Consider the following 13,521-nt stretch of genomic DNA (forward strand, 5'->3'; position numbering starts at 1 on the left):
TCAGGCTCCGCATTGAAGAGTGTGCCCAGTCTCGGGCGCGACGCTGCCGACCCGCTTGATCTCGATGAAGCGGCGCAGTGCAATCAGCAAGCCCAGGGTCAGGAAACCTCCAGGAGGCAGGATCATCATCAGATAGCCGCCGTAGCCGGGGATCACGCGGGTTTCGAGGAAAGCAAAGTGCGGCCCGAGCAGCAGGTGGGCGTTCGCGAACAGGGTTCCGGCCCCCAGCACTTCGCGGATCGCGCCCATCAGCGTCAGCGCGAAGGTAAATCCGAGGCCCATCGCCGCACCGTCGACGGCCGAGGCGATGACCGGCGAGCGCTGCGCGAACGCTTCGGCGCGGCCCAGCACGGCGCAGTTCGCGACGATCAGCGCGATATAGAGGCCCAGCACCTTGTACAAGTCATGCAGGAAGGCGTTCAGCGTCAGATCGACCAGGGTCACCAGCCCCGCGATCAGCACGATGAAGATCGGGATGCGCACATGCGGGCTGACCCAGTGCCTGATGCTGGCGACCAGCGCGTTCGAGGTCGCCAGCACCGCGGTCGTCGCCAGGCCCATGCCCAGCCCGTTCGTCGCGCTGCTGGTCAGCGCCATCGTCGGGCACATGCCCAGCATCTGGGCGAACACGACGTTGTTGTTCCAGAGCCCATCGGCGCTCACCTGCCACAGAGTCTTCTCGCTCATCATTGCGCTCCCGTTGCGGCCACGCGCGGCTCGCCGAGCATCTCGGCACGGCGCGCGGCAAAGAGTTGCAGACCGCCTTTAACTGCGCCGACCACCGCCCTGGGCGTAATCGTTGCGCCGGCGAACTGATCGAAATCGCCTCCGTCCTTCCTGACCGCCCAGTGCTCAACAGAAGGCTGCCCCAGGGACTTGCCCTCGAAGGAGTGGATCCACTCGGTCTTCGCCGCATCCACCTTGTCACCGAGGCCTGGCGTCTCGTTGTGCTGAATGACCCGCACGCCGAGCACGCGTCCAGTGCGATCGATCGCCATCACCAGCACGACCGGCCCCGCATAGCCCTTGCCGCGCGCCTCGAAGATCAGTCCCTCCACCCTGCCCTTGCGGCGGGCACGGTGGACTTCGACCGGCGCGCCGTCGCTGCCAGTGAGCTTGATCGAGTCCTTCAACAGGTCGTTGTCGGCGAAGCCCTCGGGTAGCACCTGGGCGAGCGAGAGCTGCAGATCGTCGGCGCGGGCGCGGACGATCGCCGCTTCGGTCGCGTTGTTGGCCGCGGCCAGGATCAGCGCCGCGACGAGTCCGGTCGCACCGAGCGAAACGCCCTGATACCACAGAGCTTGTTTGATCTTTTCGTTCATCGCGCGCCCTCCCTTGTGGCGGCAAGCGATTCGCCGCTGCGCCGGCGGCCGAAAATGCGCGGCCGGGTCCAGCGGTCGATCAGCGGGGTCAGCGCGTTCATCAACAGCACGGCGAAGGCGAGCCCTTCCGGGTAGCCGCCCCAGGTGCGGATGACCCAGGTCAACGCGCCACAGCCCAGGCCGTAGAGCCATTGGCCGCGCGGCGTGCTCGGCGAGCTGACGTAGTCGGTGACAATGAAGAAGGCACCGAGCATCGCCCCGCCCGAGAGCAGGTGGACCGGCGCGGACAGGTAGATCTGCGGCGCCATCGCGTGGGCCAGCGCGGCAGGGACGGCTAGTCCGAGAAAAAATGAGATCGGCAGACGCTTGGGGATGATCCTCAGCGCGACCAGAGCCAGACCTCCTGTCAGCAGCGCCAGCGCGGCGGTTTCCCCCATGCTTCCGGCCCGGGCCCCCAGGCCTACGTCGGGGAAAGAGAAGCTTCCCAGCGACTGGAGCAGCGAGATTCCGCGGCTCGCCTCGGTCTTGACGTGGCCGAGCAAGGAGGCGCTGGCCATCGCGTCGGGCACTCCGCCGCCGAAGAAGGTGATCGTCAGCGAGTCGATGAAGCTCGGCGAGTGCGCCCCGGCTGGCGCCAACCACTGGGTCATCGGCACGGGAAAGGAGACCAACAGCATGACCCGCCCGACCATCGCCGGGTTGAACAGGTTCTGCCCCAGCCCGCCGAAGATGTGCTTGCCGATCGCCATCGCGAAGACGCCTCCGACCACGCCGACCCACCAGGGCGCCCAGGGCGGCAGCGACATCGCGAGCAAGCAACCGGTCAGCAGCGCCGAACCGTCGGCAAGGCTCGCGAAGGCCGATGCGCCCGCCAGGCGTTGCCAAGCCGCTTCGGTCGCAAGGCAGCCCGCGACGGTCACGGCCCACAAGAAGAAGGCTGGCCAGCCGAACTGCCAGAAACCGAAGGCGGTCGCCGGCAGCAGGGCCAGAATCACGAGGCTCATCACCTTCGCGACGGATCGCCCGCCGTGCGCGTGCGGCGAGGAAATCGGCAAACTGATGTCCGTCATGCTTGTTCTCCCTGGGCGGCGGCCGCCTTGGCCCGCTCGGCCTTGCGCCGCGCTGCGGCCTCGGCTTTCTCGCGGGCTTCCCGTTCGACGCGCACGGCACGCGCTTCGGCGAGCGCGCGCGTCGCATCGAGCTGCTTCTGATGACGGGCGCGCGACCACAGCTCGCCCTTCGCGTGATAGAAAAGATGGACCAGTGGAATGCTGGACGGGCAGACGTAGCCGCAGGAACCACAGCTGATGCAGTCCTCGACGCCCAGAGCGCCCGCCGCGGGCAGATCCCCTGCCCTGACCCGTGCCGCCATCTCGAAAGGCATCAGGCCTACCGGACAGGCATCGACGCAAGCCCCGCAGCGCAGACAGGGCCCGGGCTCCGGGCTTTCGGTCTCGGCCGCGGTCAGCGCCAGCACTCCACTGGTGCCCTTGATGACCGGCACGGCGTGCGAAGGCATCACGATGCCCATCATCGGGCCGCCCATCACGGTGCGCACCGGTTCGCGGATCAGCCCTCCGCAGTGCGCGAGAAGGTGAGACAGCGGCGTTCCGATCAAGGCTTCGACGTTGCGTGGCGCGGCGACCGCGCCACCGGCCACGGTCACGATGCGGCGGATCAGCGGTTCGCCATGGCGAACCGCGCGGTGCACCGCATAGGCCGTACCGACGTTATGCACGATCACGCCGACATCGGCGGCACGCCCGTCGGCGGGAGCCTCTATCCCGGTCAGGGTCTGGATCAGCTGGCGGTCCGAACCCATCGGGTAGCGACTGGGCAGCTTCATTACAAAGAGCTTGGCGAAGCCCCGCGCGGCTTCGCGCATCGCGGCGATCGCCCGGGGTTTGTTGTCCTCGATAGCGATCAGCGCCCGGACCGCACCGGTCGCGTGCAGGATCATCCGCGCGCCATCGACGATGCCCGAGGCGCGCTCGCGCATCAGCCGGTCGTCACACGAGAGATAAGGCTCGCATTCGCCACCGTTCAGTATCAGCGTGTCGATCGCGCTTTTGCGCCCGAGTTCGAGCTTCATCGCCGACGGAAAAGTCGCGCCGCCCATGCCGACGACTCCGGCATCGGCAACCCGCTTCGCGATCTCGGCCGGACTCAGCGCAAACGGATCCGCGACGCCGGCGAAATCGATCGCCAGCTCGTGGCCGTCCGGCTCGATCACGATCGCGTCCGCCAAAAGACCGGAAGGATGGGGAACGGGCGACGGGCCGATCGCAACGACGAGGCCCGAAGTAGGCGCATGGACGGGGGCGGAAACCTTGCCGCCCGGCGCGGCGATCATCTGCCCGCACAGCACGTGATCTCCGACCGCAACCAGAGCTCGGGCGGGCGCTCCGGCGTGCTGCTGCAAGGGCAGTATCAGTTGGGGGGGCAAAGGCAGGGTGCCGATTTCGACTTCCGAGGCCGGATGCTTGTGGCTGTCGGGATGGACGCCCCAGCGCTGCAAGAGCAGGCGGATGGGCGGAATGACGGGGCTGGCCATGGTATCTCCTACGCCCAGGTCGGCTTGGGCCACACCCAGCTCGACGGGGTGGCGGGAAGCGGAGCGAGGACGATCGCTCCGGTCGGGCAGTTCTCTTCGCATTTGCCACAACCAGTGCAGGCATCGGGCATGACGCCGTGAAGCTGTTTGACCGCGCCGACGACCGCGTCGGTCGGGCAGACCCGGAAGCACTTCGTGCAGCCGATGCAGATGTCCTCGCGAACCCCGGCCACGACCGGCACGGGATTGCGCACCGAGCCGGCGACGAGGAGCAAGCCCAGTTTCGCCGCCAGCGCTTCGGCCAACGCCTGACCTCCGGCCGGACAGATACTCGCCGGCGCTTCTCCCGCAGCGAGTGCGGCGGCGGCGCCGGCGCAGCCCGGGTAGCCGCACTGCCCGCACTGGGAGCCGGGCATCATCGCCAGGATCTCGGCGGCCCGGTCATCGGTCTGGACATGGAAGACGCGGGCGGCCACCCCCAGCAGAACCCCGAGACAGGCCGCCAGCACAGATAGGCTGATCGCAGCAGAGATCATTTAATTTCTCCTCAGAAGCGTGAAATCAGTGCGCGGCCAGGCCCGCGAAGCCCATGAAGGCCAGGGCTAGCAGGCTCGCCGTGACATAGGCAATCGGAGCTCCAGCGAAGATCGCCGGAACGCGGGCAAACTCGAGCCGCTCGCGCAGACCGGCGAACAGCCCCATCACCATCGTGAAGCCGAGCGAAGAGCCGAAGCCGATTCCGACTGAGCGCACGAGGCTTGCGCCCTCCTGCGAATTGAGCAGAGGAATGCCCAAGACCGCGCAGTTGGTCGTGATCAGCGGCAGATAGATGCCCAGGACCCGGTAGAGCTCGGGCGCAGTCTTGCGCACGGCGAGCTCGACGAACTGAACGACCGCGGCGATGACCAGGATGTAGGCGAGGATCTTCAGATAGCCGAGCCCCAGCGTCACCAGCAACAGGTGGTCGAGCATCCAGGTCGCCGCCGAGGTCAGCGTGATCACGAAGGTCGTCGCCAAGCCCATGCCGATTGCGCCATCGAGTTTCTTCGACACGCCCATGAAGGGGCAAAGACCCAGGAAGCGAACCAGCACCACGTTGTTGACGACCGCGGTACCCAGCAACAGCAAAAGCATCTCTCGCATGTCTTGCTCTCCGGCACAGGCCAGCCTGGCGGGCTGGCGACGTAGAGCCGGTAGCAGGGAGCGTGCCACTCTCGAAATCAGCCCTACGCCATTGATTTTCTGGCGTTTTTCCAAAGACGCTCATCTTCATGGAAAGCGTTGGGCGCGGACATCGACGGCGCTAAACCGACAATCGCGACATCACGCGCGCACCGCGAAATCCGGCAAGGCCCGCAGCACAAAGCGATGCGCTCTGGCCCGCGAGTTGCTAGGGATCAGGTCATCGGGACATCCCGGCCCCCTTGAGGAGATGCGATGGACACGCCTGCGATGGAATTTCCGGATCCACTGGGTTTCTCGGCCACCGCGATCGAGCGGGTCGAGCGGCTGATCGCCGAAGTAGGAAACGCGGAGCTCAAGCTGCGTATCTACGTCAGCGGCGGCGGCTGCTCGGGCTTTCAGTACGGCTTCGCGTTCGAGGAGAACGCCAACGAAGACGACATACGGATCCGCAGAGGCGCGGTGACGCTGCTCGTCGACCCGGTCAGCCTTCAATACCTCGCCGGGGCCGATGTCGATTTCGAGGACTCCCTCGAAGGCGCACGCTTCGTGATCCACAACCCGAACGCGACCTCGACCTGCGGCTGCGGCAGCTCCTTCACAGTCTGAAATCGCCCAGGCTCCCCCTCTCCCTCCAGGAGGAAATCATGGCCCTGCTCCAGATCGCCGAACCCGGCCAGAGCGCTGCGCCGCACCAGATGCGCCTCGCAGTCGGCATCGACCTCGGTACTACCCACTCGCTGGTCGCCAGCGTCGTCAGCGGCGCGGCCCGCGTGCTTCCCGACGCAGAAGGACGGGTGCTGCTGCCCTCGGTGGTCCGCTATCTGGACGAGAACGGCGAAACCGCGGTCGGGCGCGCCGCGCAGGCCGCGCAGTGCGCGGACCCGCTCAATACGATCGCCTCGGTCAAACGTCTGATGGGCCGCTCGCTCGCCGACCTCCCCGCTCATCGGCGCGCGAATCAGCTGATCGACGCACCGGGCATGCTCGGCATCAAGACCCGCAGCGGGCCGCGCTCGCCGGTCGCGGTCTCGGCCGAGATATTGAAGAGCCTGCGCGAACGCGCCGAACAGAGCCTGGGCGGCGAGCTGGTCGGCGCCGTGATCACGGTCCCGGCCTATTTCGACGACGCGCAGCGCCAGGCGACCCGCGACGCGGCCAAGCTCGCCGGCCTGAACGTGCTGCGCCTGCTCAGCGAGCCGACCGCCGCGGCGATCGCCTATGGTCTGGACAGCGCGGCCGAAGGCATCTTCGCGGTCTATGACCTCGGCGGCGGCACTTTCGACCTATCTATCCTGCGTCTCTCGCGCGGCCTCTTCGAAGTGCTGGCGACCCACGGCGATGCCGAACTGGGCGGCGACGACTTCGATCAGCGGATCGTCGACTGGGCACGCCGCGAGCTCGCACTCGAAGCGCTCACGCCCGGAGATCTGCGCGCACTCGCCAGCGAAGCCAGACGGGCCAAGGAAGCGCTGTCCGAATCTGACCGCGCCGAGCTGCGCGTCGCGCTCGAGGACGGCCGCGCCTTCACGCTGGCGCTCACGCGCGCGCACTTCGAAGCGCTCAGCCGCGAGCTCGTTGCGAAGACGATGGTATCGGTGCGCCGCGCGCTGCGCGATGCGTCCCTCTCCCCCGAGGACATCACCGACGTGGTTCTGGTCGGCGGCGCAACGCGGATGCCGCAGATCCGCGCGGCCGTCGCCCTCCATTTCGGCCGCGCCCCGCTGACCCATCTGAATCCGGACGAGATCGTCGCGCTGGGCGCCGCGCTGCAGGCCAACGCGCTGGCCGGCAACCGCTCCTCCGCCGAGGACTGGCTGCTCCTCGACGTCTGCCCGCTCTCGCTCGGCATCGAGACAATGGGCGGCCTCGCCGAGAAGATACTGCCGCGCAACTCAACGCTGCCGACGGCCCGAGCCCAAGACTTCACGACCTTCAAGGACGGGCAGACTGCGATGTCCATCCATGTGCTGCAGGGCGAACGAGAACTGGTCAGCGAATGCCGCTCTCTCGCGCGATTCGAGCTGCGCGGTATCCCGGCGATGGCGGCCGGCGCGGCAAGAATCCGCGTCAGCTTCCAGATCGACGCCGACGGCCTGCTCTCGGTCAGCGCGGTCGAGCAGAGCACGGGCGTCGAAGCGCGCGTCAGCGTCAAACCCTCTTACGGGCTGGACGACGGGGCGATCACCAAGATGCTCGCCGACAGCATCCGCTCGGCCGATTCGGACATGGCCGAGCGGATGCTCCGTGAAGCCCAGGTCGACGCGCGCCGCCTCGTCGATGCGAGCCTCGCCGCGCTCGCCGAGGACGGTCATCAGCTGCTCGCACGCGCCGAATACCGGGCATTGGAGACGGCGATCGCCGAACTCGCTGACGCGCTGGAGACCGGCGCAGCAGAGGCCCAGATCCGCGCCAAGACCACCGCGCTAAACCAGGCCTCGACCGAGTTCGCCGCGCGGCGGATGAATCTGAGCATCCGCCGCGCCCTCTCCGGAGTATCGCTCGCGGACGACGCGGAGCCGCTGTGGTCGGGCAAGGACAGGAAGAGGGCCTGACCCGCTCAGAGCAGGCCAATGCACAGTAGCGCACAGTGCGCACACCCCGATCAAGTCCGCTGGCCAGCATCCCTGTGCTTGTCTAGGATCGAAGCTGAGTCGAGCCTTCCCTGGACAGGCCGTCGTGAGGGTGGAAATCATGAGTCGCACGTTCAGCGCACATGGTGAGTACCGGTTCTGGCGTTGCGGCGAGGTGCTGGCCGTCGAGGCGGCCGGCACATTCAACCAGGAAGGCGCCTCGGCGTTGTTCCGTGATTTCCGCGGGTTCTGGCTGGCCCAGGGTTCCCCATCCCGCTGGGCCTATCTGATCGACGTCCGTCGATGGGAAGGCAGCACGCCGGATGCTTTCGAGCTGGGCAAGGAAATGCAGTTCTGGTGCGCCGAGCATGGCGCCCAGGCCTTCTGCCGGATCCATGCCAACACCATCCTGGACGCAACCTTCAGCCGGCAGATTGAAATCCCGACTCCGGTGCAGCAAGAGAAGCGGGTCTGTTCCGATCTCAACGAGGCCTGGACCTGGCTCAAGTCGCGCGGTTTCTTCTGCGAAGACCGCTCTGACAGGTCTTGACCTCAGAACGCGATCCGAGTCCTTTGCCCCATTCGTTCGGGAAGTAGTGTCGCCAAGCGGACAAAGGCGACAGCCGTACCGAAACGAAGGCCGGGGAGCATCCCCGAGGCTCAGTCCCGTCTTCATGTCAATCCACGCGAATCCAGTCACTCCACAGCATCGTCTCTCCTGCTCGCCTTCTGGCACGAGGCTTGCTGAACTCCCTGCAAGAGGAGAGCGCTATGCCCCAGTCCTTCACGATCAACGACACGACCCTTCGCGACGGCGAGCAGACCGCGGGGGTCGCCTTCACAGCCGAAGAGAAGCTGGCCATCGCCGAAGTGCTCGCCGGCGCCGGAGTGACCGAGATCGAAGTCGGCATCCCGGCGATGGGAGAGGCCGAACTCGACGTGATCCGCGAGATCGCGCGGCGAAATCTGGGCGTCACGCTGATGGTCTGGGGGCGGATGACCGGCGCGGACATCGCCGCTTCGCTCGCCAGCCCGGCCGACATCGTCCATCTGGCGATCCCGGTCTCGGATCTTCAGCTCGCCGCCAAGCTCGGGCGCGATCGCCGCTGGGCGCTGGAGCAGATCGCTCCACATGTGCTCCGGGTTCTCGAGGGCGGCAAAGAGGTCAGCGTCGGCATGGAGGATGCGTCGCGCGCCGACCCCAACTTTCTATGCCGGATCGCCGAGGCGGCGCAGAGGGCCGGGGCCCGGCGGCTGCGCTTCGCCGACACGCTGGGCATTCTCGACCCGTTCGCGACGGCCGCGATCGTCGCGAAGCTGCGCAGCGCCGTCGACATCGAGCTCGAGATCCACGCCCATGACGATCTGGGCCTCGCCACCGCGAACACGCTTGCGGCCTTCCGTGCAGGGGCGAGCCATGCGAGCACGACGGTCAACGGTCTGGGTGAGCGGGCGGGAAACGCGCCGCTCGAGGAAGTCGTGATGGCGATGCGGCACATCCACGGCATCGACATGGGCGTGCTCAGCACCGCGCTGCCGGCGATCTCGCTCAGGGTCGAGCAGGCGTCGGGACGGCGTGTCGCCGCGAACAAGAGCATCGTCGGCGAAGCGGTGTTCACGCACGAGGCGGGCATCCACGTCGACGGCCTGCTCAAAGATCCGCACACCTATCAGGGATTCGACCCCGCCGAGCTCGGGCGCACGCACCGCACCGTGCTCGGCAAGCACTCGGGCTCGCATGCGGTGCTCAGCGCCTGCGCGGCGATCGGCTGCGTACCCGACCGCACCCAGCTGCCCAGGCTGCTCGAGAGCATTCGCCGCTTTGCGATGGATACCAAGCGCAGCCCCGACGAGAGCGAGCTGCGCAACCTCTACCTGGAAACGATGCCGGATCCGGCCTTCCAGATCTGAAAACGGAGCTTGCCCCATGGATGAACTGACTCAGAAACTCGCGCGCCTGTCCTCGGCCGAGGACTTCCTCAACTTCTTCGCACTCGCCTATGATGCCGAAGTCGTCAATGTCTCGCGGCTGCACATCCTGAAGCGCTTCTACCAGTACCTGAGGCGGGATACCGAGATTTCAGGACTGTCTGACGCCGCGCTCTACGCCCGCTACCGCAAATGGCTCGCCGAGGCCTATGCGGATTTCGTCCGCTCGACGCCGGCCCGGGAGAAGGTCTTCAAGGTTTTCCAGGATCATGACGGCAAGCGGGTCTCGCTCGATAGCCTGAAAGCTACTCTGCACCGCTCCTGATCGAGCGGTTCACGAATCAGCTTCAGGCGAGCAGCGCGACGCTCTTGACTTGCGCGAACAACGACTGCCCGGTCGCGAGCGCGAGGAGATCGCGCGAACGGCGGGTGATGCGCGCGAGCAGCGGACTGCCCTCATCGCCGAGCTTCAGCAGCACATTGACCCGCTCGGGGCCGTCGTCGTGGATCTCAACGATCTTCGCCGGCAATACGTTCAGGATGCTGCTCGGAGTCGTCGCGGCGAGCGCGAGGCTCACGTCGCGCGCGAGCACCCTGACCCGCACCGAGTCGCCCAAGGCCTTATCGAGCCGTCCGACCCAGAGCGAGCCGCCCGGGAACTCGAGCCGGGTCTGCGCATAGGCAGGATCGTGCAGCGCTACACGCGCTTCGATGACGACACCACTGTCGTCGCCGCGCGCGGTCGGCAGATCCAGCCGGGTCAGCACCTCGCGCAAGGGGCCTGATGCGATGACCCGCCCCGCTTCGAACAACACCATATGATCGGCGAGGCGGGCGAGCTCCTCGACCGAGTGAGTCACATAGAGGACCGGGATCGCCAGCGCGTCGTGCATCTTCTCCAGATAGGGCAGGATGGCCGCCTTGCTCTGGCTGTCGAGCGCGGCCAGCGGCTCGTCCATCAGCAGCAGCCGGGGGCTGGTCAGCAGCGCCCGGGCGATCGCGACCCTCTGTCGCTCGCCGCCCGAGAGGCCGGCTGGGCGCCGATCGAGCAGCGCCTCGACGCCGAGCAGCGAGACCGCCTGCTCGAACGGGACTCTCTGGGCGCCGCGCGGAACCCGGCGCTGTGCGTAATCGAGATTTCCGCGCACCGACAGATGGGGGAAGAGGCTCGCCTCCTGGAACACATAGCCGAGCGAGCGGCGGTGCACGGGCACGAAGAGGCCCGCGGAGTCGTCCTGCCAGAGCTCTTCGCCGATCGCGACATAGGCATCGCGTGCACGCTGCAGGCCGGCGATCGCGCGCAGGCAAGTCGTCTTGCCCGAACCGGAGCGGCCAAACAGCGCCGTCACCCCCCTGCCCGGCAGCTCCAGTGCGAGTTCCAGCGCGAAGTCCGCATAGGAAACGGCGAAGCGGATCATCAGCGAAGAGGGGTCAGCAGGCGCGCGGTCGGGCATTGAATGAGTGGAGCAGCAGCAAGACGATGAAGGAGAAGATCAGCATGCCTGCGGCCAGCCAGTGCGCCTCGACGTATTCGAGCGCTTCGACGTGGTCGTAGATATCGACCGAGAGCACCCGGGTCTTGCCCGGGATGTTGCCGCCTATCATCAGCACCAGACCGAACTCGCCGACCGTGTGCGCAAAGCCGAGCACGCAGGCGGTGATGATGCCGGGTCGGGCCAGAGGCAGGGCCACCGTGAAGAAGCGGTCCCAGGGGCCGGCGCGCAGCGTCGCAGCGACTTCGAGCGGGCGGGCACCGAAAGCCTCGAAAGCGTTCTGAATCGGCTGGACGACGAAGGGCAGCGAATAGAGCGCAGAAGCCAGCACCAGGCCGGAAAAGGTGAAAGGCAGGATGCCCAGCCCCAACGCCTGGGTCAGACGCCCGAGCGGCCCTTCTGAGCCGAACAGGATCAGAAGGTAGAAACCCAGCACGGTCGGCGGCAGCACCAGCGGCAGCGCGACGACCGCGCCGATCGGCCCCTTGAGCCTTGAGCGCGTCGTCGCCAGCCACCAGGCGAGCGGAGTGCCGATCGCGAGCAGCAGGATCAGCGTCGCGCTGGCCAGGCGCAGCGTCAGCCAGACCGACGAAGCCGAGAAAATTTCGAGCACCTCAGATCCGGTAGCCGTAGGAGAGGATCACCGCGCGCGCCGCCTCGCCGCGCAGATACTTCAGAAAGGCCGCGGCCGCTGGGTTCGCCTCGCCCTTCTTGAGCAGCACCGCGTCCTGCTGGATCGGCGTGTGCAGGTTCTCGGGGACGACCCAGTAGTGGGTCTTACTACCCAGCGGAATCACCTGGGAGAGCGCGACGAAACCCAGTTCGGCGTTGCCGGTCGCGGTGAACTGATAGGTCTGGGCGATGTTCTCGGCTTCGACGAGCTTGGGTTTCAGACTCTCATAGAGGCCCAGCGCCTTCATCGTTTCGACGGCGGCGAGCCCATAGGGGGCGAGCTTGGGATTGCAGATCGCCAGATGCGCGTAAGTGCCGTTCTTGAGCACCGCGCCGTGAGCATCGATGAGGCCCGGTTTCGCGCTCCACAACACCAGAGTGCCCCGCGCATAGGTGAACTCGCTCGCGGCGATCGCGATGCCTTCCCCGACCAGCTTCTTCGGAGTCTCGTCGTCGGCGGCGAGCAGCACTTCAAAAGGCGCGCCAGCGTGGATCTGCGCATAGAACTTTCCGGTCGAGCCGACCGCGACGCTCAGCTTGTGGCCGGTATCGCGTTCGAAAGCCGCGGCGATCTTCTCGATCGGGCCGGCGAAGTTCGCGGCGACCGCGACATGGACTTCCGCCGCGCTCGCCTCGGCAAGACAGAGAAATCCGAACAGCGTGATCAGTTGGTTCAGCTTCATGGTCAATCCTTTTCCATTGAAAGACGTCAGTCGATGGCCGCCCCTAACGGCATGTCGTCTCGCTCCGAGCCGGCAGGGAATTCATGTACTGCGAGGGACATTGAGGGGCGCAGTCACCGACGGTTTGCCCACGCGCGGCCACGGTCGCATCATCAAACGGCAGCGCAGACCATCAGTCACGGCGTCAGTGTTCCACGCGCCAGATCAACGACGGGCACAGCGAAAAGCCCGCCCCCCCTCGCCTCCTCGGGTCCGAAACACTTGGGGTGATCGGGGCAGACGCGGCAGCTCGGCGCGCGGCAGATCGTGATCGCTTCGCGCTCGCAGAGCTGCTTGTAGAAGAACTTCTTCCATTTCATGTCCCCGGTGTTGCGCGCGGCCAGAGCCGGAAAGTAGTGCGCCAGCAAGGCCGAGAGCTCGCTTCTTGAAGCGAGCCCCATGTCTTCCCAGAGGTGCGCGCTGCCGCGGCAGCCGGCCGCGACGAGATGGGCAAGCAGCAGATGCTCCTCGTCATCCGTCGCCGCACTGTCGATCAGCAGTTCGAGGATGTCTTCGGTCTCATCGTCGGGAAGCTCGCCGTCCCGGCGGCTCAAGGCCTTCCAGTCGAGTTCGAAGTGCTCTGGGTAGCCGGGAAAGAAGCGCTCGAGCGCGCGCCGCATCCGGGCCGCCGACAGGCCGGGCACCGGCGGCGCCGAATAGCCCTGCCTGGCCCAGCTCAGAGCCAGACAACCAGCCAGCGCGCTGAGCAGCAGAGCCGGCCCCGTCGCAAGCTTCATCAAAGCCGCGTGGAGGGCCACAGGAGTTTCGTCAGACGCGAGCCGGGGCATGGGAGGGGCACTTCTTCGAGCAAACCCGGGCGCAGGCGGCGCAGCCGATGCAGTTATGGGCCTTGGCGATCGTCATCACCTTCTTCTCGTATTCCTCGTCCTCATCCTCGTCGAGCGCGATCAGCTCGCCCTCTTCATCGACCCCGGCCAGGGCCAGCACGTCGCGGGCGCAGACCCGGGCACAGCGCGCGCAGCCGATACACTTTTCGCGATCGATCGCGCTGATGAATTGCGGGGTCCAGATCTCGCCGCTGGGCAGCGTCACGGTGAATTCACTCATCTCAAG

The 13,521-nt window shown here is 66.6% G+C and carries 16 protein-coding genes; 5 read left to right on the forward strand and 11 right to left on the reverse strand.

All coding sequences use genetic code 11. The features are described from left to right. Genes ACHFB9_RS09880 through rsxA form a run of 6 tightly spaced genes read right to left on the reverse strand, consistent with a single transcriptional unit; the run spans position 1 to position 5,019 of the window. A complete protein-coding gene (locus tag ACHFB9_RS09880; protein WP_417066806.1) occupies positions 1-687 on the reverse strand; it encodes an electron transport complex subunit E in 687 nt (228 codons plus the stop codon). Next, on the reverse strand, positions 687-1,322 hold the full coding sequence (locus ACHFB9_RS09885; RefSeq protein ID WP_417066808.1) for an RnfABCDGE type electron transport complex subunit G: 636 nt from the start codon (positions 1,320-1,322) through the stop codon (positions 687-689). The genes ACHFB9_RS09880 and ACHFB9_RS09885 overlap by 1 nt, the downstream gene beginning before the upstream one ends. Further along, entirely contained in the window at positions 1,319-2,392 is a 1,074-nt protein-coding gene (locus tag ACHFB9_RS09890; protein ID WP_417066810.1) for an RnfABCDGE type electron transport complex subunit D, read from the reverse strand. Before ACHFB9_RS09890 ends, ACHFB9_RS09885 begins: the two co-directional genes overlap by 4 nt. After that, positions 2,389-3,876 carry an electron transport complex subunit RsxC gene (rsxC, locus tag ACHFB9_RS09895; protein ID WP_417066812.1) on the reverse strand — a complete coding sequence of 496 codons (1,488 nt, stop codon included), beginning with the start codon at positions 3,874-3,876 and terminating at the stop codon, positions 2,389-2,391. Before rsxC ends, ACHFB9_RS09890 begins: the two co-directional genes overlap by 4 nt. An 8-nt stretch (positions 3,877-3,884) precedes the next feature. Continuing rightward, the gene (locus ACHFB9_RS09900) at positions 3,885-4,412 is read right to left on the reverse strand and encodes an RnfABCDGE type electron transport complex subunit B (protein ID WP_417066814.1); all 528 of its coding nucleotides are present in this window, start codon (positions 4,410-4,412) and stop codon (positions 3,885-3,887) included. Positions 4,413-4,437: 25 nt separating this feature from the next. Beyond that, positions 4,438-5,019, reverse strand: coding sequence for an electron transport complex subunit RsxA (rsxA, locus tag ACHFB9_RS09905; protein WP_417066816.1), 582 nt, complete (start codon positions 5,017-5,019; stop codon positions 4,438-4,440). Positions 5,020-5,313: 294 nt separating this feature from the next. Between rsxA and erpA the strand changes: the two genes are divergently transcribed. The 5 genes from erpA (at position 5,314) to nifW (ending at position 9,885) form a co-directional block, all read left to right on the forward strand. Beyond that, complete coding sequence (gene erpA / locus ACHFB9_RS09910; RefSeq protein ID WP_417066817.1) at positions 5,314-5,667, forward strand: iron-sulfur cluster insertion protein ErpA; 354 nt, start codon at positions 5,314-5,316, stop codon at positions 5,665-5,667. Positions 5,668-5,705: 38 nt separating this feature from the next. After that, positions 5,706-7,613 (forward strand): Fe-S protein assembly chaperone HscA, encoded by a 1,908-nt coding sequence (gene hscA / locus ACHFB9_RS09915; protein ID WP_417066819.1) that lies wholly within the window; start codon positions 5,706-5,708, stop codon positions 7,611-7,613. Positions 7,614-7,752: 139 nt separating this feature from the next. Continuing rightward, complete coding sequence (locus tag ACHFB9_RS09920) at positions 7,753-8,181, forward strand: hypothetical protein (RefSeq protein WP_417066821.1); 429 nt, start codon at positions 7,753-7,755, stop codon at positions 8,179-8,181. A gap of 221 nt (positions 8,182-8,402) precedes the next feature. After that, positions 8,403-9,542, forward strand: coding sequence for a homocitrate synthase (nifV, locus tag ACHFB9_RS09925; protein ID WP_417066823.1), 1,140 nt, complete (start codon positions 8,403-8,405; stop codon positions 9,540-9,542). A gap of 16 nt (positions 9,543-9,558) precedes the next feature. After that, positions 9,559-9,885 (forward strand): nitrogenase stabilizing/protective protein NifW, encoded by a 327-nt coding sequence (gene nifW, locus ACHFB9_RS09930; RefSeq protein ID WP_417066825.1) that lies wholly within the window; start codon positions 9,559-9,561, stop codon positions 9,883-9,885. A 22-nt stretch (positions 9,886-9,907) separates the two neighbouring features. Here the strand turns inward: nifW and modC are convergent, their stop codons facing one another. From modC to fdxB, 5 genes are all read right to left on the reverse strand, one after another. Continuing rightward, on the reverse strand, positions 9,908-11,014 hold the full coding sequence (gene modC / locus ACHFB9_RS09935; RefSeq protein ID WP_417066827.1) for a molybdenum ABC transporter ATP-binding protein: 1,107 nt from the start codon (positions 11,012-11,014) through the stop codon (positions 9,908-9,910). After that, the gene (gene modB / locus ACHFB9_RS09940; protein ID WP_417066828.1) at positions 10,992-11,666 is read right to left on the reverse strand and encodes a molybdate ABC transporter permease subunit; all 675 of its coding nucleotides are present in this window, start codon (positions 11,664-11,666) and stop codon (positions 10,992-10,994) included. Before modB ends, modC begins: the two co-directional genes overlap by 23 nt. A gap of 1 nt (position 11,667) precedes the next feature. Beyond that, on the reverse strand, positions 11,668-12,408 hold the full coding sequence (gene modA / locus ACHFB9_RS09945) for a molybdate ABC transporter substrate-binding protein (RefSeq protein ID WP_417066829.1): 741 nt from the start codon (positions 12,406-12,408) through the stop codon (positions 11,668-11,670). A 176-nt stretch (positions 12,409-12,584) separates the two neighbouring features. Then, positions 12,585-13,184: a nitrogen fixation protein NifQ gene (locus tag ACHFB9_RS09950; RefSeq protein WP_417066831.1), complete on the reverse strand. Its 600-nt coding sequence runs from the start codon at positions 13,182-13,184 to the stop codon at positions 12,585-12,587. Positions 13,185-13,215: 31 nt separating this feature from the next. Continuing rightward, positions 13,216-13,515: a ferredoxin III, nif-specific gene (gene fdxB / locus ACHFB9_RS09955; protein ID WP_417066833.1), complete on the reverse strand. Its 300-nt coding sequence runs from the start codon at positions 13,513-13,515 to the stop codon at positions 13,216-13,218. Positions 13,516-13,521 lie beyond the last annotated feature (6 nt).

Origin of the sequence: Niveibacterium terrae, assembly GCF_048213115.1 — a bacterium.
GTDB lineage: Bacteria > Pseudomonadota > Gammaproteobacteria > Burkholderiales > Rhodocyclaceae > Niveibacterium > Niveibacterium terrae.

Bases quoted from the DNA above. Each gene is read 5' to 3' on its own strand.
- ACHFB9_RS09950 (WP_417066831.1), bottom strand. From the start codon at position 13,184: ATGAAGCTTGCGACGGGGCCGGCTCTGCTGCTCAGCGCGCTGGCTGGT.
- hscA (WP_417066819.1), top strand. From the start codon at position 5,706: ATGGCCCTGCTCCAGATCGCCGAACCCGGCCAGAGCGCTGCGCCGCAC.
- modA (WP_417066829.1), bottom strand. From the start codon at position 12,408: ATGAAGCTGAACCAACTGATCACGCTGTTCGGATTTCTCTGTCTTGCC.
- nifW (WP_417066825.1), top strand. From the start codon at position 9,559: ATGGATGAACTGACTCAGAAACTCGCGCGCCTGTCCTCGGCCGAGGAC.
- erpA (WP_417066817.1), top strand. From the start codon at position 5,314: ATGGACACGCCTGCGATGGAATTTCCGGATCCACTGGGTTTCTCGGCC.
- ACHFB9_RS09880 (WP_417066806.1), bottom strand. From the start codon at position 687: ATGAGCGAGAAGACTCTGTGGCAGGTGAGCGCCGATGGGCTCTGGAAC.
- ACHFB9_RS09900 (WP_417066814.1), bottom strand. From the start codon at position 4,412: ATGATCTCTGCTGCGATCAGCCTATCTGTGCTGGCGGCCTGTCTCGGG.
- ACHFB9_RS09920 (WP_417066821.1), top strand. From the start codon at position 7,753: ATGAGTCGCACGTTCAGCGCACATGGTGAGTACCGGTTCTGGCGTTGC.
- ACHFB9_RS09885 (WP_417066808.1), bottom strand. From the start codon at position 1,322: ATGAACGAAAAGATCAAACAAGCTCTGTGGTATCAGGGCGTTTCGCTC.
- ACHFB9_RS09890 (WP_417066810.1), bottom strand. From the start codon at position 2,392: ATGACGGACATCAGTTTGCCGATTTCCTCGCCGCACGCGCACGGCGGG.
- modC (WP_417066827.1), bottom strand. From the start codon at position 11,014: ATGCCCGACCGCGCGCCTGCTGACCCCTCTTCGCTGATGATCCGCTTC.
- nifV (WP_417066823.1), top strand. From the start codon at position 8,403: ATGCCCCAGTCCTTCACGATCAACGACACGACCCTTCGCGACGGCGAG.
- rsxC (WP_417066812.1), bottom strand. From the start codon at position 3,876: ATGGCCAGCCCCGTCATTCCGCCCATCCGCCTGCTCTTGCAGCGCTGG.
- fdxB (WP_417066833.1), bottom strand. From the start codon at position 13,515: ATGAGTGAATTCACCGTGACGCTGCCCAGCGGCGAGATCTGGACCCCG.
- rsxA (WP_417066816.1), bottom strand. From the start codon at position 5,019: ATGCGAGAGATGCTTTTGCTGTTGCTGGGTACCGCGGTCGTCAACAAC.